The sequence below is a fragment of the Bacteroides faecium genome (assembly GCF_012113595.1).
Taxonomy (GTDB): Bacteria; Bacteroidota; Bacteroidia; order Bacteroidales; family Bacteroidaceae; genus Bacteroides; species Bacteroides faecium.
This window is the reverse complement of record NZ_CP050831.1, coordinates 994,812-1,018,491: the sequence shown is the minus strand read 5'-3', so window position 1 is coordinate 1,018,491 and position 23,680 is coordinate 994,812. Positions and strand designations below refer to the sequence as shown.

Below are 23,680 nucleotides of genomic sequence, written 5' to 3'. Positions count from 1 at the left end.
TGTTTTTACGGTGGCAAAGGTACTCTTTTTTGCTTTTAGCATTTGATATTCATAACTGCTTTTTTCAGGTTGGCTACTCCTTTCCATACATCCAGCAGACGCAAGACACGTTCATCTTCCGCTTTGCTGTTATTGATAGAAAGTATTTCCGCATAGATTTCCAATAGTTTCTTTAAATCCTTGACAGGCTTTTCAGGAAGTTCGGCAAGCATTGCGGTCAGTAGTTTTTCCAGTTCCCGGTTGTGCAGCGGACTGACATTCATCATCTGTTGCTGTATCAGGTCGGTCAGTCTTTTCAGCGGTCCCCAGCCTGTGTTTTGGTGCGAGCCTAGAATCCTGCCTATGCGTGAGCTGTCTATACATCCTTTGTTTGCACGTTCTATCCATATTTCGGCAGCATAGGCACGGCTGGTCTTGTCGGCCACTAACATGCAACTGGCTTCCAGAAGATAAGAAATCTCATGCCATGTGTGTCTGAACTGATGGAATGTTTCTATCGTAGTTCGGGTCACGTTGACCTCTCTTACTTCATTTAACATCGGGTCGTATATCGCTTGGCAGATGCACCATGCCAATAATGGCTCCGGCGTATTGGGTGCCAGCCATAACAGACGCGGCAAATCTTTTGATATGTCGTCGAAATACTTTCCCTGAGGATAATATATTTCTACCAGCAACGGATGTGGAGTGTGCGGGTGATACTCTGCTCTCTCGTTATTTTTCCCTTTATTGATGATTCGGACGTTCTGCCCTTCCGGAAGATGAATGCTGATTGTAGAGGAAGTCCATTCTACCACTTTCTTAGTGTAATCTATATATGAATGAGATTCCAGATACGTTTTCCATGCGAAGTTTCCGGTCAGAAATTCACGCGGACTTTCGTTGTAGGGGAAGTCCTTAAATTCGGGATAGACCGTTTCCGGTGATTTGATAAGTCCTGCTGTCATCCACCATGCCGGATGCGTGAAGGGGGATTGGGGCGCAGACTCTTTCTCTCCGAACAGGAAGAGAAGCAGATTCCGGTATTCTCCTTCCAGTTCCTGAGTGATGGTGGAGAGTAGTTGAGCGGTGGTTTCATCCAGTACCGTACGCGACAGTGCTATTTGCATATCCTGACTATTAGGCTCAACATCTGCCTGTTGATATTGCTTCAATCTTTGTATGAGGATTGCCGGGTCGATAAACATGGGTATATGCGTAGGCGTGGAAAGCAACGGCAGGCGGGGTTTGTTGCTTTCGAGCATGTCTAAGGTATGACATAGTAATTGCCTGTGCACGCGGTGCTCTATTTGTTTATTTCTTTTTTTGCGGATGGTAAGCGATTGTAAATTGCAGAATCTCCACTGTCCTCGTTGTACTTCATCTTTCTGCACCATTTTCTCGTGCAGGACTTTCAGCTCTTTCCCTTCTTCGGGGAAACGTCTGATTAGTAGCTTTGAATAGTCGACAAGGAAGGTTGCCATCATATCGTCCAATATACCGGTGCGGGAATTTCCACCGCTTAGAATTAATTTATAGGCACGTTGAAAAATGGGCGTCCATTGGGGGACTTGCCCGGCTTCCAGTTGGGCGTCCCATTGTATCAGCGAACTGATAAATTGTTCGAAGTGATACACTTCGTTTACTTCCAACACTTGGCTGGCTAAAAATATCAGGTCTTCGGTAGAGGTGATTTCCGGTATCCGGTTCTCTTCACTGATGATGGGCGGGATAGGCTCATAGGATTCACTGATAAAGGAAGCGTTGTTGATTGTCGGGTTTGCCGGGGTGATGTCAGAGGAGCTGCCTTCCAGATAAGGTTTCAATTCTTGTTTGATGCCGGTCAACATGGTATCTACATAAACGGAAAGGGCTTCTTTCAATGTTGCCGATTCTGTGTCTCCGTAGGTCTGAATCAGTTTTACTATTTTACTTTGGATAGATTCTTCACGGCTCATTAGCCCTTGTGCGGCGGCACAGCAGATGGCGTCGCGGTATTCTTTTCTTTCTTTCGCCAGCTTGTTGAGGATGGCCAGCGTATTTTGATGGACTGCCTTTACGTCCGAAGTAAACAGGACGGAAGTCTGGTTCAGAAATTCTTCTGTCGGGAATTGGGGGTGACTGCACAGGTTCTTCAGCAATTTGAGTATGATATTTGTCGGACGGCTGTGGGGGCACGACAGGACGGCAAATAGTTCCGGTTGTAACTCCAATTGTTCCTCTACGCTGGGAGCGAGTGCTTCGAACATGCCGGCAAACCAACTGCACAGGTTTTTATTCATGTTCCGGTTGACGGCAAGCAGGGATTCTTTCAGTACGCGCATACGGTTCAGTAGTCCATTTTCGATGAGGTATCTGTAGGGATAGTAGGGGGAACCGCCATTTCGGCTATCCATCCAGTTTTGTCCGCAGTCGTATTCAAAGAGGTACCAAATGTGCTCTTTCAGTGTAATTTCCCGTTTTTGCAATATGCTGGTGGTGTTGATATAGTTCACCAGATAGCCTGCTATGGTCTGTGGAGTGGGAGAGACTTTGAGGACTCCCTGCTCCAGCCAGTCCATTAGTATCTCATAATCCATATTATAGAAGTTGCGGGAATCTTTTCTTTCACTTTCTTTGAAAAAGCTATTCAGCCAGGTGGGGACGTGCCACGAAATCAATTCATTCAGTCGTTCGACATTTATACCCCAATAGTATTTACTATATTCTTTCTGAGAATAGATGACGAAGGCGGTAAGGTTGAGAATACGATGTTGTTCGGGAGTGGCGCGTGTACCGTATGTGTTTGGCTCTAGCTGGACGAACTTATTATAATGTTCTTCCTGTTTGTTGAGGCAGGAGACAAGGCTTTTGCGTTCTTCCGGAGTCAGTCCTTGTAGAAAGGGGATGATGGCATCACCTTGTTGTTTTTCTACTATTTCGTTGAAGCGTTCTTCTATGGTCATAATCGTAGGGATTTTTAGAGGTTGTTCAGTGTGGTTATTACTTTCTTCAAGTTGCTGCTTGTAGTCCATTCCTGCAGGCGTTGGCGGAGTTGTTCGTCCGTAACTTTACTGTGGTTGTTGGTGAGCAGTTCCAGATGGAGTTCGAGTAGCTGTTTGAGTCCGGTGACGGGCTTGTCGGGCAATCCACAGATAAATACGGTGAGCAGTTCTTCCAGTTGGCGGTTGTGGAAGTTGCTTCGCTTGTACATGCTTTCGTACACTTGTGTGGTGAAGCGTTTCAGCGGTGCAAGTTCCATGCAGACAAGACGGGCAAGGATTTCTCCTACACGGTGGTTGTTTATTCTTCCGGCAGTGAGCCCTTCTACCCATAATTCTGCTGCATAGGAACGGACTGTTTTGTCGGCAAAGAGCAGGGAACCGCCTAGTAACAGCAAACTCATTTCTCTGAGCGGGCAATGGAAAGAGAGAAGCATGCGCAGAGCGTGGGCAATGCTGCGTTTGCTGTCTTCCTGTGGAGTGCCGAAAGACATATAGCAGGTGATGATTTGTGCGATTAACGGCTCCGGGTGGTTGGGGAAACAGCACAGTAGCGGTTCCATGTAGCGGGAATCATCCATGTTGTATCTGCTGTTGATAATCAGATGTTCCTGCCATAATTGATGGCTGTTTCGCTCGGTATATTCGTGCCATTTGTAGAACTCCAGTTGTAATAGGTGCTTGTCTGTATCGTATGAATTTTCTTTCGGTTTCAGTTTTTTCCATCCGTAATCTCCTGACAGATAGTTGTGTGGCAATGTGCTGCAGGAGAAGGATTTGAATGCTTTGAATTCTGTTTCCGGGCTTTTTACCAGTCCGGCCGTTATCCACGCGGGTTGATGGTTGTAGGGTGATTCGGGTTGAGTATCTTCATCCAGCAGGAAGAGGAAAAGATGCAGGTACTCGTCTTTCAATAATTGCCGGGCAGTGGCGATGGCTTCTTCCTTGTCTTCCATGGCACAGCGGGCGATAGCTAGTTGGAAATCCCATGTATTGGGCTTTGTGCCTGCTTTCTGATAGGCGGCAAGCCGCTGTATAAGTTCTGTAGCCTGTATGTATGCCGGAGTGTGGGTCGGAGCAGAAAGCAGGGGAAGCGTATTGCCGCCTTTGATTCGGCAGATAACGTCTATCCATAGCTTTTTGAAAGGGATAAAGCAGGTTGCGTTACTGTAACCCGGTTTCCAGTCGGCAAGCCGTTTGAAGGCGCGTTCGTCATAAGCGCCCCTGTTTGAATCTATTCCTTTCAGCTTTTCTTCCAGGCGGGTGAACATATTGCGCAGGAATCCCTGGGGAGTAGTGTCTGCCTGTGCCCATAAACGTTGGTATTCCAGCAGGAAAGTAGCAAGAAGGTCTTCGTAGGGCATCCAACTGCTGGCTACGATGTTCGCTGCCCGTTGGAATATGGGCTCCATCCGGCTGAAATCTTCTTCGTCCAGTTGGGGATGGAAAGCGATGATGGCCGCAATCGTGGTGTCCGTCTCCCAGCTCTCTTCCATGTCGAACAAGCGGCTGAGCTGGAACAGGAAATCTTCTTTGTTGGCAGGATACGGGATGCGGTTGTCTTCCCGGCAAATGCGGATGGTTTCCGTAGATGGTTCCTCGGAAAGGAAAGCTGCGGCTGTTGTGGTTGTTTCTGTATTTACAGCTTCTATGTAGGCTGTTTCTGTGTTGTTTGTTTTGTTTATGGATTGTGCGTTTTCTGTGGATTGTGCATTGAAAGTGGCGATAGTTGTTTGCGCACTTTGGAACATTTCCGGTTGATATGCTTGCAGCGTTTCTTGAAGAACGGATGAGGAAGCGTCACCGTATTTTGTGATAAAGCCGGCGGCTTTCTTTTGCAGACTTTCGTCTTTCTTCAGGAATAACTGGCAGAGGGTGATGCAGCATGTTTCTCCCATTTCAGGATGCTGCGCGGTGATTTTTTCGAAGATGGAGTAAATGGTGAATAGCGAGTTCTTGGGACTGGAGAAGAAGAGCGTGGTTGCCCGTTCTACGAACTCCTGATAACAGAATCCGTCCTCAGCCGCAATCTTCTTGAATTGTTGTAGCATTACATTTATCGGTTTGGTATAGGAAGAGGTGAATACTTGCATCATCTCCTCTTGTAGGGATAACAGCTCTTCGGTAGTAGGCTGTAATGTCTCGAAGAATCCGGCAAACCATCCTGCCATGTCTTTCTTGAAACCTCGGTGGAATGTGGTGAGTGTAGCTTTCAGTAGCCGGTTTCTGTCTATATGTCCGTCGAGGGAAAAGCGGTAGAGGGCGGTACTGATACTTTCGTCCTGTGGTGTAGTTCCTTCTTTGTAGGCGCTTTTGGCACTGTCATCCTGATAACTGACAGATGAGTCGTATTCAAAAATAGTCCATATATGCTCTTTCAGTATGATGTCCCGTTTGAGCAATAAGTTGCTGTCGAAAGAATCCTTCTTTTTCGGGTCGCCGGTTGCTACTCGGATACATCCGGGGAGTACGTGTGCAATGCGGCTTGGAGCGAGTTCCTTGAGGTAGCCCATATCCATGAGTGACATGAGTTCTTCGTAGCTGAGATTGAAGTTGTTCCAGCTTTTATCATCATTGATAAAGTCTGTGAGCCAAGTGGGGCAATAGAGCGGGAGCAGTTTGCATATCAGGTCGAAGTTTATATCGTACGCCATATCCATTTCTTTCTTGTTGGCACATACGAATTGCACGGCCGCCAGGAAACGCGCCCTGTCACGGCTGCAAAATGTCTCACTGCTGAAACCTGCAAACCTGCCTTTTATCCATTGCAAGTCCCGTATGACGGGTAGTAACTTGCGCCGCTCCTTCATCGGGAGTTCCAATAATTTCTTGATAAAAGGAATCAATACCTTTTCTTCTATCTCCGGAGTGTCTTTGTAAGCCTTGGACAGCTTCTCCAATTCGTGTTTTAATTCTTCCATTGTATTAATTTCTTTACTGCTAAAATATGTTTGCAAGCTCCCCGTTCTCCCTGATTACTGCTGAACCAGGTGCAGGTGCAACGTTCTTTCTCATTCTCTCTGTCTAAAATGACGGTATGCCTTACTCCGCCGCTGCCTGCGACACGCGCTTCCACCCGGTTTCCGTCATTCGATATAATTTCGACTTTCTCTTCTTCCAGGAGTTTCTCCGCAGCAACCATTCGAGGATTGAGACTCATAATCCGTTCGGTCTTGAAAGGCAGACGACGATAAAAGAAACTGTTTTCATCCAAATCGAATCCCAACAGTCCCATAGCCGCCAGTCGTGCCGAAAGGGAATCTACTCTATCCAGGTCGATATGTTCCTCAATAGCAAAAAGGGTGGGGTTGAACTGTTGGTTGGCATAGCTGTACTTATCCATAGCTTCTATCCATCTTTCCGGTATGTCTTCGAGCAGGGCATCCAAAGCAGCTCCTTCTCCTGAGAAACCGCGCCAACATTCCCGCGAGAGGGAAAGGCTGAAACGAACCGGGCCGAAATAGAGTTGCCAAGTGGTCGATTGCATGGTGGGGTGGACAAAGACTCTCAACTCGTCAGCGAACGGGAGCAAAGGCTCGAGTAACCGCAAACGATGAAGTCCGCCGATGCATACGGAATTTAGACTTTTCACCGGTGAAAAGGCGGGTTTTTGACCACGGACCACTAAATAATAGTCGCATTTTACGGTACTTTTCGGGAGAGTCTGAAAGAGTTGTAAAGTCTGTATGCGATTGAAGGAATAGAGCCGTTCGGCTGCGGATTGATAGATTTGTACTGTAGTCAGTCCCTTTATCCATTTCACGGGGAGAGGGACTTTGCGTTCTATCACTTTCTCACCTTTATTATAGAGCCCCACTTCTTTAGGTCCTACGGACATCACGACTTTCTCTTGCCTGCCGATACCGCCTAAAGCGGAAATCATCCCTGCATTGAAGTCTACATTGGTTGTTCCGTTTTCCAGAAATTCCCCGTCGTGCCCATCGGGAAGCACATCAACTCTGGCATATACGCCTGCACAGTTGGAAAAGCCTTCAAAACGCAGACGGTCGTTTCCTGCCGTCACAATCGGGTCTTTCAGCATCGAAAGCTGTGCCGGTGTCAGATTGAAACTGGATTGTACAACATTGGATAAGGCTATGAGGCAACGTGCTGTCATATAAGGTTGTGTCAACTTCCCCCAAAAGAAACAGGGAGCATCTTTTTTCTCAATTTCGCTGTATTTGGCGAGGAATAGCTCGTCCTGGTCAGCAGTGCGTTGCAATGCGGAAGGAGCGGCATATTGATAAGAGATTGTATCAGCCATAGATAAATAGGATAGGGATTAAATTGTACATTCCCCAAATATAGAAATTTATTTCTTGCAAGAAAAGAAGTTGCGGGATTTACATTACTTTCCGTAGATTTATTATCTTTGTAAACCTCTAGTCACCATATATCATTCACTGGAGATAATTATTATTTATGCTTTTACAAGACTACATTTCTTATGAGTAAGGATTTCTGGATAGGACTTATGGTTTTTATTATCTGCGGTTTGTTTGTAGCTCCTGCTGTGCAGGCACAATCAAGCCTCGATTCCTTATTGGTTGAACTGGATCATGTGATTGTTAAAGAGAAGGAATACACAAGCCGGAAAGAAAATTATTTGGAAAAACTTAAAGAACAACTTCGAAATCAGAATCTTTCCGGAGAAAGCCGTTATTCTATTTATCAGAGTCTCGCGGGTGAATATGAGACTTTTATTTGCGATTCTGCAATAGTATATGCCAATCGTGCGTTGTATGAAGCGGCAGATTTGAAGAATACAAACTGGATGAATGACAGCAGGATACAATTGGCCCGTGGAGAGGCAAAAGCCGGAATGTTCTCCAAAACTCTTGATATCCTGGGCTCCATAGACCGAGCCCAACTGAACCGGCATCAGCTGATTGACTACTATAAGACATATATTGATGTATATATCTATATGATCGAATATAATGACGGATATGACCTGACGGATTTAATTGCCAAAAAGGTAGTCTGCCAGGACTCACTCATTCAGATAGCCGATACCACTTCTTTTGAATATGCTACCAGATATGGCTTCCGTTGTATTGAAACCAGGGATCTTGCCAGTGCCGAAAGAATATTACTGTCCTATTTCCCGAAAGTGAAGCCCGATACAAAGGAATGTGCGGAGATTACGTCGATTCTTTCCTTCCTTTACGAACAGAAGGGAGATAGTGAAAAAGAAAAAGAATATCTGGCGATTTCTGCTATTTCCGATATTAAAGCTTCCGTGAAGGAGAATATATCACTACGTGCTTTGGCTTTTATCTTGTTCAATAACGATGTAGACATCAATCGTGCCAACCGCTATATAAAGAAAAGCTTGGATGACGCCAATTTTTATAATGCTCGTTTGCGGAATATACAAACGGCCAAAATGCTCCCAATCATAGATAAAGCGTACCAACTTGATCGTGAAAAACAACAGAACAGGCTTCGGATCTTGTTGATAACCGTAAGTTTCCTCTCTATTGTTTTGTTGATAGCTATTTTGTTGGTAGTAAAGCAAATGAAGAAGCTGGCAAGAGCTAAACAGCATATTGAAGAAATTAATGCCCGTCTGAACGAACTGAACACTGTGTTGCAGGATGTCAATAAACAACTGAAACAAAGCAACCTTTCGCTTGCCGAGTCTAATCATATTAAGGAACTGTTTATCAGTAGTTTCCTTGAGATATGTACGCAGTATATCGAAAAGTTGGATGCTTTTAAAGGGACAGTGAACCGGAAAGTGAAGGCCGGTCAGGTGGCGGATATACTGAAACTTACTTCCAGAACGGAAAACTCTGCACTTGAATTGAAAGAATTGTATGCAAACTTCGATCATGCTTTCCTGAATATATATCCCACATTTGTGGAGGAATTTAATACTTTGCTTCGGATAGAGGAACGCTATCCCGTTATGTCTGATAAATCTCTGAACCAGGAATTGCGCGTCTTCGCATTGATTAAGTTGGGGATTAAAGATATTAATAAGATTGCCGTTTTTCTCCATTATACTCCACGTACAGTTTACAACTATCGCAGTAAAATCAAGTCGAAAGCCTTGAATACAGACGAGGACTTTGAAGAGAAGGTGAAACTTCTCTGTTCAGATAGCTTCTGAAATTTATTCAGAGGGTAAGAAATCTCTCTCCGAGAAAAAATCAATTTACATTGAGAAATGCGGAACTGTTGTATAATTGGTTGATTATTAGTGGTATATATGGAAGGGTGAACTGTTAATTTTTACCTCGCACTTACTTGAGTATTTGTTTTCTCCAATATCTTCTTAGTTTTGCTTCAGAGAATCTCGGTAAAACTAATTTGTTCAACATTACTAATATTTATGGAAAAGCAGTTAAAAATCAAACGAATCACACAATTTTTTGTGCTGGTGCTTTTCGTACTCTTCTCTTCGCAGGCGTTTGCCCAACAGAGCACGATCAAAGGACTTGTAAAAGATGAGGCCGGTGTGCCTATCATCGGAGCGAATGTGTCTGTAAAGGGCACTACTAATGGAGTGGTAACGGATACGAACGGGCGCTTTATCTTGTCCAAAGTGAAGTCCGGTGCTACCATTGTATTTTCCTACGTCACTTATATTACTAAGGAGGTTACCTATAAGGGACAGGCGGATATGGTTGTTACTTTGATAGAGGATAACAAACTGCTGGATGAGGTGGTAGTCATCGGTTACGGACAGGTGCGTAAAGGAGACGCTACGGGAGCTTTGACAAGCCTGAAAGCGGATGACAAGATCAGAGGTTTTGCCCCTAATACGCAAGATTTGCTGGTCGGTAAAGTGGCCGGTGTGGCTATCACCAGTGAGGGAGGTTCTCCTAACGGAGCCTCATATATACGAATCAGAGGAGGCTCTTCTCTTACAGCCAGTAACGATCCGTTAATTGTGGTAGACGGGGTGTTTATTGACAATCAGGGGTTGAATGGTGCCGGAAATATTCTGAGCACAATTAATCCGACGGATATTGAATCTTTCACTATTCTGAAAGATGCTTCTGCTACTGCTATTTATGGTTCGCGTGCCTCCAACGGAGTAATCTTGATTACTACCAAGAAGGGAACAGAAGGCAAGGTGAAGATTACTTATGACGGAAACGTATCAATAGGTACACCTAAGAAAAAGATAGACGTGATGACAGGAGACGAGTTCCGGGTGTTCCTGAAAGAGAACTATTCCGACCTGAGTATCTATGAACAGATGGCAAAGAAGCAGGGACTGGTTAATACGGATTGGCAGGATGAGATATTCCGTACTACTTTGAATACGGAACATAACCTGAGTGTATATGGAACCGCGGCAAAAGTAATGCCTTATCGTGTCTCTTTTGGATATACCAATATTGACGGTATCCTGAAAACTTCCAAGACAGAACGGTATACGGGAAGTTTTTCTGTTATTCCTTCTCTGTTTGACGATCATCTGAAGATCAATCTGAATGGCCGTGGTATGTATGTCAAGAATCGCTTTGCCGATTGGGGGGCAATCGGGGCCGCAATCGTTATGGACCCTTCACAGTCTGTTTATGATAAGGATAGTCCTTATGGGGGCTATTTTACATGGACGGGGGATGATGATAATGTTATCCAGGTAGCCACGAAAAATCCGGTGTCTATGTTAGATATGACTCACGATGAATCGAAGGTACGCAACTTTATCGGGAATGCGCAACTTGACTATAAACTGCATTTCTTTCCTGAACTGCGACTGAATATGAATGTCGGCATAGATTACTCGAAAGGAGAAGGTATCAAGTATATCTCTGAATTTGCTCCGTCGGATTATATGTACGGCGGCTATGATTCGAGCTGGAACCAGAAGATACGTAATTCATCGTTTGACTTCTATGCTCAATATGCGAAGGATTTTAATTTTCTGGATAGCAACTTCGACCTAATGGGGGGATATTCCTGGCAACACTATTGGCGTGCTGGTGATAGTGTAGGACATCGCATCACGAAATTTGATGCATACGGTGACCCTGTGCTTGTAACCCAGAGCAATTATGAAACCGAGCATTATATCGTATCTTTCTTCGGGCGTATGAACTATAATGTGAAAGACCGCTATTTGTTGACTTTTACTTTGCGTAATGATGGTTCTTCCCGTTTCCATAAAGACAATCGTTGGGCGTTGTTCCCTTCTGTCGCCCTGGCATGGAGGATGTCCGAAGAAGACTTTATTAAACAACTCGGCTTTGTCAATAACCTGAAGTTACGTTTAGGCTGGGGGGTGACCGGGCAACAGGATATTAACCAGGGGGATTATCCTTATATGGCTACTTATCTGCATACAGTGGGCGATCAGGCTAATTATCTGCGTGGATACAACAACGGAGTACCTATTTGGGTATCGCTTCTGCGTCCCGAAGCATTTAATCCTGATCTGAAATGGGAATCTACCATTACTTATAATGTGGGGTTGGATTACAGTTTGTTTAATAACCGGATCGACGGTTCTATTGACTTTTATCACCGTAAAACGAAAGATTTGATTAACGCGGAGACCAAGACAACTGCCGGAACAAACTTCAAGGAGTATGTGGCAGCGAATATCGGTAATCTTGAAAATACAGGATTTGAGTTCGCTATTAACGGACGTCCTGTTGTTAACCGGAACTTTACCTGGGAAATAGGTACCAATTTCGCCTACAATAAGAACAAGATTACCAAACTGAGTGTCGGAGATGATAAAGATACGAAAAGTGTTAATGGTATGACCGTGCACATGGTAGGACATGCGGCTAATATGTACTATGTTTACGAACAGATTTACGATGAAAACGGTAAACCGATAGAGGGGCTTTATAAGGACCGGAACAATGACGGCCAAATTAACGAGCAGGATTTGCGACCGTATAAGAAATCTTCTCCTGATGTCACTCTTGGACTAAACACCCGCTTGAACTGGAAAGCCTGGGATTTGTCGGTTGCAGGACATGGAAGCTTCGGTACTTATAATTATAATGCCATTGCGGCCAATCACGCCGGATTAAGCCCTACCACCATTTATGCAAGCGAATCATTGTCCAACCGTGTGAAAAGCGCTTTTGACACGAATTTCCAGATAGCACAGCCGCTTTCCGACTATTACGTACAGAATGCTTCTTTTTTCCGTATTGACAATATCGTATTGGGGTGGTCGTTCAAGAACTCCAAACGGATACCTTTCAACGGGCGAATTTACGGAAGTGTACAGAATCCGTTTGTCTTTACGAAATACAAGGGTGTTGACCCTGAAGTGTTCGGAGGCTATGACGGGACTTTATATCCTCGCCCGATGACTTTCTTGCTAGGTGTGAATCTTAACTTTTAAATCCATAGAACCATGAAGAAATTATATAATTTACTATTATTGTCCGTCTGTTTACCCATGTTCTTTTCTTCCTGTCTGGGAGATTTGGATACTGTGCCTCTGACAGATGATAAACTGCTTCCCGAAAAGGCTTGGGAAGATCCGAATGCTTATGAACAGTTCCTTGCAAAAATATATGCCGGCTTGACTCTATCCGGAAATGAAGGTCCCTTCGGGCTTCCTGATATTTCAGCGTCCGACCAGGGGGAAGCTACGTTTCTACGTTCTTACTGGAATCTTCAGCAATTGGGGACCGATGAAGTGATCTGTGCCGAAGATAATGAGACCATGCGAGGATTGCAGTTCTGTCAATGGAACTCTAATAATAATTTCGTGGCGTTGAATTATACCCGTATCTATATGAACGTGGCTTATGCCAACGAGTATCTGCGTGAAACAACCGATGAGAAACTGGAAAATCGTGGTGTGGACGATGAGTTAAGGGCAAAGATTGAGGGGTTTAGGGCGGAAACCAGAGTATTGCGTGCCATGAGTTATTATTTCCTAATGGATCTTTATGCCAATATTCCCTTTATCGATGAGAATGTGCCTGTCGGTTCCAGAAAGTTGGATCAGAGAGACCGTGTCTTTTTCTTTTCCTGGATAGAAACTGAGTTGAAGAATGTGGAAGGAAAGTTGCCCCCGGCTGATAAAGAGCATTATGGAATGGTAAATGATCCGACTGTATGGATGTTGTTGGCTAAGATGTATCTGAATGCGGAAGTGTATATCGGAGAAAAACGGTATGATGACTGCCTGACTTATCTGAAGAAGGTACTGGGAGCAGGATTCACTATTGATCCGGTTTATAAGAATATGTTCTGTGCAGATAATGAGAAATCACCGGAGATCATTTTCCCGTTGGTCTATGACGGTCGCAGGGCGACTACTTTCGGAGGTACTACTTATTTGATTGCGGCTGCTTGTAAATCGGATATGAATCCTCAGACTACTTTGGGTTTCTCTCAGGCATGGTCGAATATCAGGGCGAAAGAGACATTGTCTACTCTGTTTGAAGAAGGTGACAAGCGTGCTATGTTCTGGAAACAAGACCGTACATTGGAAAGTTCTGTCTGGTATGATTTCACCAAAGGCTGGTCGGTGATTAAGTATTCAAATCTGAAAAGTGACGGTACTCCGGGATCGAACAGTGCTCATGCTGATACGGATTTCCCGTTCTTCCGATTAGCCGACGCCTATCTGATGTATGCTGAAGCTGTGCTCCGTGGAGGACAAGGAGGATCGAAAGAACAGGCTTTGCTTTATCTCAAGGAACTACGTGAGCGGGCGGGAATATCTCCTGTCTCAAGTGTGGAACTGACGTTGGACTTCATACTAGAGGAACGTTCGCGCGAATTGTATTGGGAGGGACACCGGCGTATCGACCTGATTCGTTTTGGCAAGTTTACGAAGAATTATAAATGGCCCTGGAAGAACGGTGTGTTCAGTGGCGTGGCGAATATTGACAGCAAATATAATCTTTATCCGCTTCCTGCGACAGAACTGACTTCCAATCCTGATTTGAAACAAAATACCGGTTATTAAAATGAAAGAACGTATGAAAACATATAAGAAATATATTATTGGCATTCTATGCTTGCTTGGTATGGCAGCTTGCAGTGATAAGGATACGGAACCTGCATTGACCCGGGTAGTGCCCAGTGCTCTCGATGATTTTCCGTTCGATAATTATGTACTGCAGAATCCGGAAGACGAAGATCCTCTTTTGTTTACAGTGACCTGGACGGAAACTTTGTTTTATCTGGACGGCAGTTCAACACCCATGCCGATAGCTCCTGTGGAATACACTTTGCAAGTAGACAAGGCAGGCAATAATTTTGAATCGCCTCAGACGTTGGCAACCACTTCTTCGCTGGTAGCAAATATCTACACCAAGGAACTTAACAATCTTATGGAAGAGAGTCTGGACGCTATTCCCGGTGAGAAAATGGATATTGAATTGAGGGTTTTGACCAGCTACGGACAGAATGTGGTTCGGGAAGTCGTTTCGAGTAATACGATGAAGCTTGCTGTTACTCCGTTTAAAGATAGAGACCCGTTGCAGCTTGTTTATATTATCGGCGATATGAACGGCTGGAATAATTCTAATACAGACGGTATGTATGTGATGTTCAAGAATAATAGTGATAGCAAGAATCATGTTTATACTTATACCGGATATATGCCGGAGAACTGTTATTATAAATTCCTTCCTGAAGAATCATTGGGAACATATAAGGCATACTGTTTTAAGGAAGACGGTAAACTGGAATATGTGGAAAGTGACGGCGGTGCGCTCCATAATGCGACAGCAGGTTACAAGACTATTACGATCAATCTCAAGGAACTGACTTATACTGTGGAGGATTATGATATATCCGGTGCGAAAGTATGGGGGTCCATAGGGCTTATTGGTGAGTTCTGCGGTTGGGATAATGAACCTCTTATGACGCGTTTCTCTGTTGATAATAGTCATCTCTGGAAAATGGAGATCACTTTGCCGGCTCTTACCGGAAATAATACACACCCAGTGAAATTCCGTGCCAATAAGAGTTGGGACAGCCGTTGGGCAGCCACAGACCCAGAATCTGTTCCCTACGGGAAAACAATCTTCTTAATGGGAGATGAATATGATCCGAATATTATTTTGCGCGAAGGGGGAGATTATCAGGTGATTTTTAATGACCTGACAGGACATTATATTTTTAGGAAAAAAGAACAATAAATTCTGCGAGAACATGAAAAAGATACAATTTATACTCACTTTGCTTTGCGTGCTGGCTTTGTTGCCAGCGTGTAATGACGACGAACAGGGCCGGTTTACCGCCTTACCGTCCGTGATTAGTGATCTTGAAAGTACAGACTATACGTTACCGAAGTTTGTAGAGGGACAGAATCCCTATTTATTCAGAATGACCTGGACAAAAACGAAATATTTTTCGGAGTCGGAATCACCAGTCTATGTAGGAGATGTGGTTTATGAAGTGGAAGTGGACTTGGCAGGAAATGAATTTGAAAATCCCCGGATGATATTTTCCACGCAAGGGCTTTATATGGATATATATGAGGAAACATTGCGTACGATACTATCTGATCTGGCGGGCGAAAATAAGGAGGAATCTCAGGTTGTCGGCATTCGGATAAAGACAACGGGTAACGGGATGGTTGTTTATTCGGAACCGATTCTGATTTCTATCACTCCTTATGTGCCCGAACCCTCTGTCGAGGCTGTATCCGGTATTATTGCGGAACTGGCGGAGGATAATTATCTGCTTCAAAGACCTGCAGGAGAAGATAATCCTCAGCTCTTTACGGTCGGTTGGACGGCTACCGGATTTTACTTGGAAGGGACCGGAACTCCGGTTCCTATACCTCCTGTTGTTGAATATACTTTGCAGATTGATAAGGCTGATAATAATTTTGCTTCTCCGCAGACATTGGCTGTTACTTCCTCGCTTTCGGTAAACATCTTGACGAGAGAGTTCAATAACTTACTGATTGGGCAATTAGGGGCAATTCCGGGCGAAAGCATGAACCTTCAGATCAGGGTGCTGAGTCACTATAAAGAAGGGGGCATGACGAAGGAGGTACTTTCAAATAGTATTAGTCTGTCTGCTGCTCCCTATGTGGAAGTAGATCCGATACATCCCGTATATATAGTTGGGGATATGAATAGTTGGAATACTACGAATACGGACTTTATGATGTTCAAGGAGAATAGTGATGTTCGGAACTACGTTTACACATTTACCGGATATTTTGACGGGAATATCTCTTTCAAATTCGTACCTGAGGAATCATTGGGGACTAATAAGGCTTATTGCCGAAAGGAAGAGGGGACACTGACGTATGCTGATACTCAGGAAGGGAGAATCTGCATAACCACGGCCGGCTATAAGACAATCACAATCAATCTGGAGGAAATGACTTATACGATTGTGGATTACGATGCATCGGGTGCTACGGAATGGGAGGCAATGAGTGTGGTCGGAGCGTATTGTGGTTGGAATCCATCGAACTCCATTGCACAAATGACGAAAATGAACGGTAATCCCCATATCTGGCGGTTAAAGATAGATATGCCTTTTGTTGAGGCTTCGGACAATGGTGTTAAGTTCGTCGGCAATAATGCGTTTGGAAATAATTATGTTCCGGTAGATCAGTGGTCTAATCCGTATGGAGTCTGCGAACTGAACCCGGTGGGCAGAGATGTTAATATTGTGCGGGATAAAGGGGGAAACTTTTTGTTTATCCTCAATACACTGACAGGTCACTATGTGATGATGAAACTGAACGATTAATGATAATGGTCTATTAAAATTTGATAGTATGAATACAATAAAAATATTTTCGCTGCTGTTATTTTCATTGTTGATTCTGAATAGTTGCAATGATGAAGACGAATATACGTGGACGGATATCCCTAATAGTGAGGTAAAACCTGTGACGGCTCATAATAAGGTGATATATGAGGTAAATGTGTACAGCTATTCTTCCGGACATAATTTCAAAGGGCTTGAAAGTGACCTGCCGCGATTGAAGGAACTCGGGATAGATATTCTCTGGCTGATGCCTATTCATCCTCGTGGAGAGGAGAAGCGGTCAGGGACATTGGGTAGTCCTTACTCAGTAAAGGACTATAAGGCGATTAATCCCGACTATGGGACATCGGAAGATTTTAAGTCTTTGGTGAATACTGCTCATGTTATGGGTATGGAGATCTGGTTGGACTGGGTAGCCAATCATACGGCTTGGGATAATGTGTGGGTGGCTGGGCACTTGGATTATTATGCAGAAAAGGACGGAGAGCGTCCGTATGCTCCCGGAGGTTGGTTGGATGTGATTCAACTGGATCATACTAATGCGGAAATGCGTGTCGCTATGGCGGATGCCATGAAATATTGGCTGACGGAATTTGATATTGACGGTTTTCGGTTTGATGCAGCCGACTTTGTGCCTTTGGATTTCTGGAGAGAACTTCGTAAAGAGGTGGATAAGGTGAAAAAGGTGACCTGGTTGAGCGAAGGTTCTGATCCGGCCTACATGGAAGTTTTTGATTATGACTATGCATGGGACTTCGCCACCGCGTTGAAAAACTTCGGCACTGAAAATGATGTACCTGTATTGATTGACGAGTGTAAGAAACTGTTTAATGATGCAGCTTACAAGAATAAAGGGCGTATGGTTTATATAACCAATCATGACCTGAATGCTTACGAAGGATCGGAGTTCGACCGTTATGGAAATAATGTATTGCCATTGGCTGTCCTATCATTTACTATTTATGATATGCCTCTTATTTACAACGGTCAGGAAATAGGAATGAGTAAATCCATGAACTTTGCGGAGCCGGTGATGGTGGACTGGAATCCTGCAAATAAGGTTTATGTTAACCTGTATCAGAAGTTAACCCGGTTGAAACGGACTCAGCCGGCACTTGAAGATGGCGCCAATCGGGGAGCTTTGAAGATATATCCTACAAATGACGAAAGTCTGTTTGCTTACTCCCGTATCAAGGGAGATAACGAAATATTGGTACTTTTGAATTTTGCTCAGGTTCCCAAAAGATTACGGTTTACACAGGAACTTCCTACCGGAAAATTCAAGGATTATCTGAATGGGGGATATAGAGAATTTCCAGCAGGAGACGGTATCTCGCTGCATGAGAACGGATATGCAATTTTTGTAAAATAAAACATAGATATGATGAAAAGAAGTATGATGCAAACTGTTTTTCTGTTGGCTTTTGTGTTCTATTCTTTATGTGCGGGTGCATCCGTAATTCAGGAGAAGGCATATGACATCTGTAAATACGGGGCGAAAGGAGATGGTAAAACGTTGAATACAAATGCTATTAATTCGGCTATTAAAGATTGTGCCGAAAACGGCGGAGGAACGGTATTAATACCTAAGGGAAATTTTCTCAGCGGAACAATTTATCTGAAGGATAACATTTCTCTTGTGTTACGTAAAGGCGCTGTATTGAAAGGAACCGCGGATGTAAGCCAGTACAAATCTTATACTCCTTTGGGTAACTTTAGTATGTTTGATAGTGGTGGAGATGGTGAGAATGCCAACAGTGCTATTGATCCTCATTGGAACCGGGCGTTAATTTTGGGAGTAGGTGTCAGCAATGTTTCTATCGAGGGTGAGGGGGTTATTGACGGGAATCATGTCTTTGACTCGGAAGGTGAAGAGAATATGCGGGGACCGCATACGATTATTATTGCCGAGTCACGGAATATATTGATGCGGGGAATCACGATGAACTGTGCTTCCAACTATGCTTTTATGGCTTATAAAATAGAGGATATGGTTTTTCATGACCTTGAATTTAATGAGGGCTGGGATGGAATACATATACGCGGAGGCAAGAATATAACAATCCGTAACTGCCGTTTTTTTACGGGAGATGACGCTATTGCCGGCGGTTATTGGGAGAATATGGTGATAAGTGACTGCCATATAAATTCTTCCTGTAATGGAATCCGTATGATAATGCCGGCAACGGGACTGACTATTTCCAATTGTACCTTTGCAGGACCGGGGAAATATCCGCATCGTACTTCTAAAGAGAAAAAGCGGAATAATATGCTGTCTGCCATAATTTTGCAACCTGGTGGTTGGGGAAAAGCACCGGGCGAGATTCGTGATATATATATACATGACGTAAGCATTGATAATATGAATAATCCTTTGATGATTGTGCTCAATGAAGGAAATACGGGAGACAATATTCTGGTGGAACGGATGAAGGCTACTCGTATCAACCAGGCGGCGGTTTCAATAGAGAGTTGGAAAGGGGGAACTTTCGGCAATGTGGCATTCAGGGATATTTCTATTAGTTATGAAGGCAATAAGAACCCGGAACTGAAAAATCTTCAAGTCAGTCAGCCGCCGGCAGACTCTCGTCTCTTGCCATGTTGGGGCTGGTATGTGCGTAATGTGCGAAATATGGTTCTTGAGAATGTAGTACTGAATTATCGGGGAGAAGAAGCTCGTCCTGCATTCTGGCTTAACAATGTCGGGAAAGCTGAGTTGATTCAGGTGAATTATACAGGTAGTGAGGATGTAGGTGCTATAATGCGGGAAAATACGGGAACGGTTATTAAAAGATAATGTGAATCGTGAGGATATCCGGATAGCGATACCCTCTTAATCTTAATAATTTATGAAACGAGTAATATGGCTGGTCTTGTCAGTATGTATGGCTTTAGCTTCGTGGGGGAAAATCAGATTACCTTCTATCCTGGGCGATAATATGGTTTTGCAACGTGCGGATACGGTGAATATCTGGGGCTGGGCTACACCCTCCCAAAATGTGACGGTGAAACCTTCATGGGATAACCGGATATATACGACAAAAGCAAAAAACAATGGAAAATGGTTGCTACGAGTACAGACTCCCGAAGCTGGAGGACCTTATCAGATTGATATTAGTGACGGAGAGTTGCTGACACTAAAAGATATACTGATTGGAGAAGTTTGGATTTGCTCCGGGCAGTCGAATATGGAAATGCCGGTACATGGTTTTTATGGGCAGCCTGTAGCCGGGTCTTTGGAGGAAATAGTTGAAGCAAACCAGTATCCGGATATACATATGTTTACACTACCTCCTACTCCTGCAGCAGAACCGCAGGATGATTGTCGGGGAAGTTGGCTGAAGTCAACTCCCGAAAGTGTCCGGGATTTTAGTGCCGTAGGCTATTTCTTCGGCAAAAATCTGAATAAAGTGATGAATATACCAATAGGACTGATTACTCCTAATTGCGGAGGTATTGCCATTGAACCCTGGATGACGGCGGAGGCTATCAGAGAAACAGCCAGTATTAATCAAAAACTGGCTTTTACTCCTCAGGTGCAGACGGAGGCTGCCAATGCTTCTTATCTTTTTAATGGGATGATAGCGCCGATTTGCAATTTTACCAGTCGTGGGTTTATATGGTATCAGGGGGAATCCAACCAACATAACTATTTTGATTATGATAAGTTGTTGGCCTCAATGGTGAACCTTTGGCGGAAAGAATGGAAAAATGAAGATATGCCGTTCTATTATGTGCAATTGGCTCCTTTCCCTTATGATGGGGCAGAGAGAATCTCTTTGCCGTTAGTCATCGAGGCTCAATATAAAGCATTGTGGCATATCCCGAATGCAGGTATTGTTGCAACAACGGATTTAGGACATCCTGCTTGCATTCATCCGCCACGGAAAAAGGAAATCGGGCAGCGACTGGCAGCTCTGGCGCTGCGGAAGACTTATCAGATCAATGGTTTGCTGCCGGACGCTCCAATGATTGATAAAGTCATTTTTGAAGGGAATAGGGCGGTACTTACATTTAAGGGAGTGCCCGATTATAGTCCTGCTGCTGTAGGTAGTCTTGACTTCTATGGAGGTGAATTGAGAGGGTTTGAGATAGCGGGTGAAGACCGTCGGTTTTATCCGGCGAAGGCTTCGCTGATACAGGGACAGAACCGAATGGTAGTGACGAGTGAAAAGGTATCCCGTCCTGTGGCTGTCCGATATGCATTCAAAAACTATCATGATGCGAATGTGATGACAACTGAAGGACAGCCGTTGGTTCCTTTCCGTACGGATCATTGGGATGATGTTTATTGAATCATGTTTTCAATTCTAAGTAGATAAACTAAAAAACTAGCTTCATGAAGAATTTTATTGTTGGTTTATTGTTTCTTTGCGGTTTTTACGCTTGTTCATCCGGCAAAGAGAATATTTCGGAGGTAGATTGTGCACGGTATGTTAATCCTTTTATTGGTAATGCCGATAACGGGCATACTTTTCCCGGTGCGTGCGCTCCCTTCGGCATGATACAGGCGAGTCCGGAAAGTGGGAATGCTTCGTGGCGTTATTGTTCTGGATTTAATTATGAAGATGATGAGATATTCGGATTTGCGCAGAATCATTTGAATGGAACAGGCTGCCCGGATCTGGGAGATATTCTGATGTTGCCCTTTAGTGGGAGTATTGAGAATAATGAATATAAAGCTAGAATAGATAAGTCAAGACAGACGGCCCGACCGGGATATTATGCAGTAACTTTGCCGGATTTCGGGATAAATGCCGAGGTCACTGCTACGGAGCGCACGGCTTTTTATAGATATACCTATCAGAACGATGAAGAGGCAAATCTTTTCATTGACCTGCAAAGTGGCCTTGTGACTTCTCCGCAGGGGATTCGTGACAGAGTGTTGTTTGCAGATATGCAAATGCCTGACGAACGGACTATCATCGGTCATAATGAAACCAATGGTTGGGTACGGCGTCATTTCTATTATGTAATGGCGTTTGATAAATCTTATAAAGTAAAAGAAATGCTTCCTGCTCGGGAAGGAGAAAAGGCAAAACGGTTCGTACTGAGTTTCGATCTGAAGCGGGGAGAGGCATTGCAGGTTAAAATCGCGTTATCAACAGTGAGTGTAGGTGGGGCAAAAGCTTCTTTGCAAAAAGAAAATCCGGATTGGAATTTTGATAAAACGAAAGGAGAAACTTATCAGAAATGGAATACTCTTCTCCAACGAGTGCGTGTAGAAGGTACTGATAAACAGAAAATAAATTTCTATACTTCCCTTTACCATCTGTATATCCAACCTAATAATATTGCGGATACAGATGGTAGATATAGAGGGGCGAATGACAGTGTTTCCACTTCTCCTTCCGGAGAGTATTATTCTACTTTGTCTCTTTGGGATACTTATCGTGCGGCTCATCCTCTATATACGATTCTGGCTCCAGAAAGGGTAAATGGTATGGTAAGTAGTATGCTTGCTCATCATAAAGTGTATGGGTATCTGCCTATCTGGACATTATGGGGAAAGGAAAATTATTGTATGATCGGCAATCATGCTATTCCGGTTATTGTGGATGCTTACCTGAAAGGTTTCGATGGTTTTGATAAGAGGGAGGCTTATAAAGCGATAAAAGAGTCGTCTACTGCCAGTCATCGTAACTCCGATTGGGAAGTTTATAATAAATATGGATATTATCCTTTCGATATAATGACGGCTGAGTCTGTATCTAAAACTCTGGAGAGTGCTTATGATGATTATTGCGTGGCTCAAATGGCTAAAAGTCTCGATGAAATGGGGGATTTTGAATACTTCATGAAACGCTCCAGGTATTATAAGAATCTTTTTGATCCTGAAACGAAGTTTATGCGTGGAAAAGATTCTAAAGGGAATTGGAGGACTCCATTTCACCCCATGCGTTTGTTTCATGCAGGTGAGGTTGGGGGAGATTTTACTGAAGGTAACTCCTGGCAGTATACATGGCATGTGCAACAAGATGTAAAAGGTTTGATTGAATTGCTAGGGGGCAAGGATGTTTTTGCCAATAAGTTGGATTCTTTGTTTGCTATGGAAGCTGACTCGCAAGAAATGGGTGAAGTTCTTGATGTGACTGGCTTAATAGGACAGTATGCTCATGGCAATGAGCCGAGTCATCATGTTATTTATTTGTATAATTACGTAAATCGTCCTTGGAGAACTCAGGAACTGGTACGTGAGGTTTTTGATCGTTTCTATTTAGCTAGACCTGATGGTCTCTGTGGTAATGATGATTGTGGGCAGATGTCAGCATGGTATGTATTCTCAGCCATGGGATTTTATCCGGTGAATCCTTGTGGTGGCGAATATGTGATTGGTGCTCCTCAATTGAAAGAAGTTATTATTGATTTGCCAAGTCAGAAGCAGTTTACGGTAAAAGCCATTAATCTTTCGAAAACGAACAAATATATAAAGTCGATAATGTTAAATGGGGAAGTTTTAGAGGGAGGAATTCTTCATCATTCTGATATTATGAATGGAGGACTATTGGAGTTTATTATGGAAGATCATCCTGATAAATAGGTTGGTGAGAGTTTTGTATTAGTGAAAATAAGGTTTATAAGATATAATATGCTTGATAATTAGCATATTATATCTTATTTGTATTTAGGTATTAAAAATAATTTTTTATAGCTGAATATTATTTTTTACACATAAAACAATTATTCTTTATAACGATTCTTAATTTTTGCCTTCCGTATTGCAATAAAGTGATACTTTTGTTCCTATAAAAATGTTTTAGCGACAAAATCTAAATAAGTCTTATGAATTTTAAAATATAAGGTACAGCCGTTTGTGAAAATCGCTAATATTGTTTGTTTTGTTTGTGTTATCCCATTTTGAGTCAGGAGTGACTTCAAGATGGGATTTTTTTTCTTCTGGGATAGCCCAAATACCACCTAAATTCTATCTAAAATGACCTAAAAACTATCTGTTGATAGATTTTCCCCAAAATAATGTTCATTCTTAACCCATCACTTCTGTTGAATTCCCGTAAACTTGCGACATCAAA

The 23,680-nt window shown here is 43.4% G+C and carries 12 protein-coding genes; 9 read left to right on the top strand and 3 right to left on the bottom strand.

Translation table 11 applies throughout. The features are described from left to right. Positions 1-35 precede the first annotated feature (35 nt). The 3 genes from BacF7301_RS03765 to BacF7301_RS03755 are packed head-to-tail and all read right to left on the bottom strand — an operon-like array spanning position 36 to position 7,224. Positions 36-2,924, bottom strand: a complete 2,889-nt coding sequence (locus BacF7301_RS03765) for a DUF6493 family protein (protein ID WP_167960347.1) — start codon at positions 2,922-2,924, stop codon at positions 36-38. A 14-nt stretch (positions 2,925-2,938) separates the two neighbouring features. Then, the gene (locus BacF7301_RS03760; RefSeq protein ID WP_167960345.1) at positions 2,939-5,881 is read right to left on the bottom strand and encodes a DUF6493 family protein; all 2,943 of its coding nucleotides are present in this window, start codon (positions 5,879-5,881) and stop codon (positions 2,939-2,941) included. Next, on the bottom strand, positions 5,869-7,224 hold the full coding sequence (locus tag BacF7301_RS03755) for an SWIM zinc finger family protein (protein ID WP_167960343.1): 1,356 nt from the start codon (positions 7,222-7,224) through the stop codon (positions 5,869-5,871). Before BacF7301_RS03755 ends, BacF7301_RS03760 begins: the two co-directional genes overlap by 13 nt. A gap of 183 nt (positions 7,225-7,407) precedes the next feature. Here BacF7301_RS03755 and susR point away from each other — a divergent pair, with 183 nt between their 5' ends. The 9 genes from susR (at position 7,408) to BacF7301_RS03710 (ending at position 23,190) form a co-directional block, all read left to right on the top strand. Beyond that, positions 7,408-9,078, top strand: coding sequence for a SusR family glycan utilization regulator (susR, locus tag BacF7301_RS03750; protein ID WP_167960341.1), 1,671 nt, complete (start codon positions 7,408-7,410; stop codon positions 9,076-9,078). Positions 9,079-9,300: 222 nt separating this feature from the next. Next, positions 9,301-12,288 carry a SusC/RagA family TonB-linked outer membrane protein gene (locus BacF7301_RS03745; protein ID WP_167960338.1) on the top strand — a complete coding sequence of 996 codons (2,988 nt, stop codon included), beginning with the start codon at positions 9,301-9,303 and terminating at the stop codon, positions 12,286-12,288. A gap of 12 nt (positions 12,289-12,300) precedes the next feature. Further along, positions 12,301-13,872, top strand: a complete 1,572-nt coding sequence (locus BacF7301_RS03740) for a RagB/SusD family nutrient uptake outer membrane protein (RefSeq protein WP_167960336.1) — start codon at positions 12,301-12,303, stop codon at positions 13,870-13,872. 13 nt (positions 13,873-13,885) lie between these two features. After that, positions 13,886-15,052, top strand: a complete 1,167-nt coding sequence (locus BacF7301_RS03735) for a SusE domain-containing protein (RefSeq protein ID WP_167960334.1) — start codon at positions 13,886-13,888, stop codon at positions 15,050-15,052. A 13-nt stretch (positions 15,053-15,065) separates the two neighbouring features. Then, entirely contained in the window at positions 15,066-16,628 is a 1,563-nt protein-coding gene (locus BacF7301_RS03730) for a SusE domain-containing protein (RefSeq protein WP_167960332.1), read from the top strand. Positions 16,629-16,656: 28 nt separating this feature from the next. Beyond that, positions 16,657-18,021, top strand: a complete 1,365-nt coding sequence (locus tag BacF7301_RS03725) for an alpha-amylase family glycosyl hydrolase (RefSeq protein WP_167960330.1) — start codon at positions 16,657-16,659, stop codon at positions 18,019-18,021. Between the two features lie 9 nt (positions 18,022-18,030). Further along, on the top strand, positions 18,031-19,446 hold the full coding sequence (locus BacF7301_RS03720; protein WP_245208335.1) for a glycoside hydrolase family 28 protein: 1,416 nt from the start codon (positions 18,031-18,033) through the stop codon (positions 19,444-19,446). 52 nt (positions 19,447-19,498) lie between these two features. Beyond that, positions 19,499-20,944, top strand: coding sequence for a sialate O-acetylesterase (locus BacF7301_RS03715; protein ID WP_167960328.1), 1,446 nt, complete (start codon positions 19,499-19,501; stop codon positions 20,942-20,944). Positions 20,945-20,988: 44 nt separating this feature from the next. After that, positions 20,989-23,190 (top strand): GH92 family glycosyl hydrolase, encoded by a 2,202-nt coding sequence (locus tag BacF7301_RS03710; RefSeq protein ID WP_167960326.1) that lies wholly within the window; start codon positions 20,989-20,991, stop codon positions 23,188-23,190. Positions 23,191-23,680: the final 490 nt, after the last annotated feature.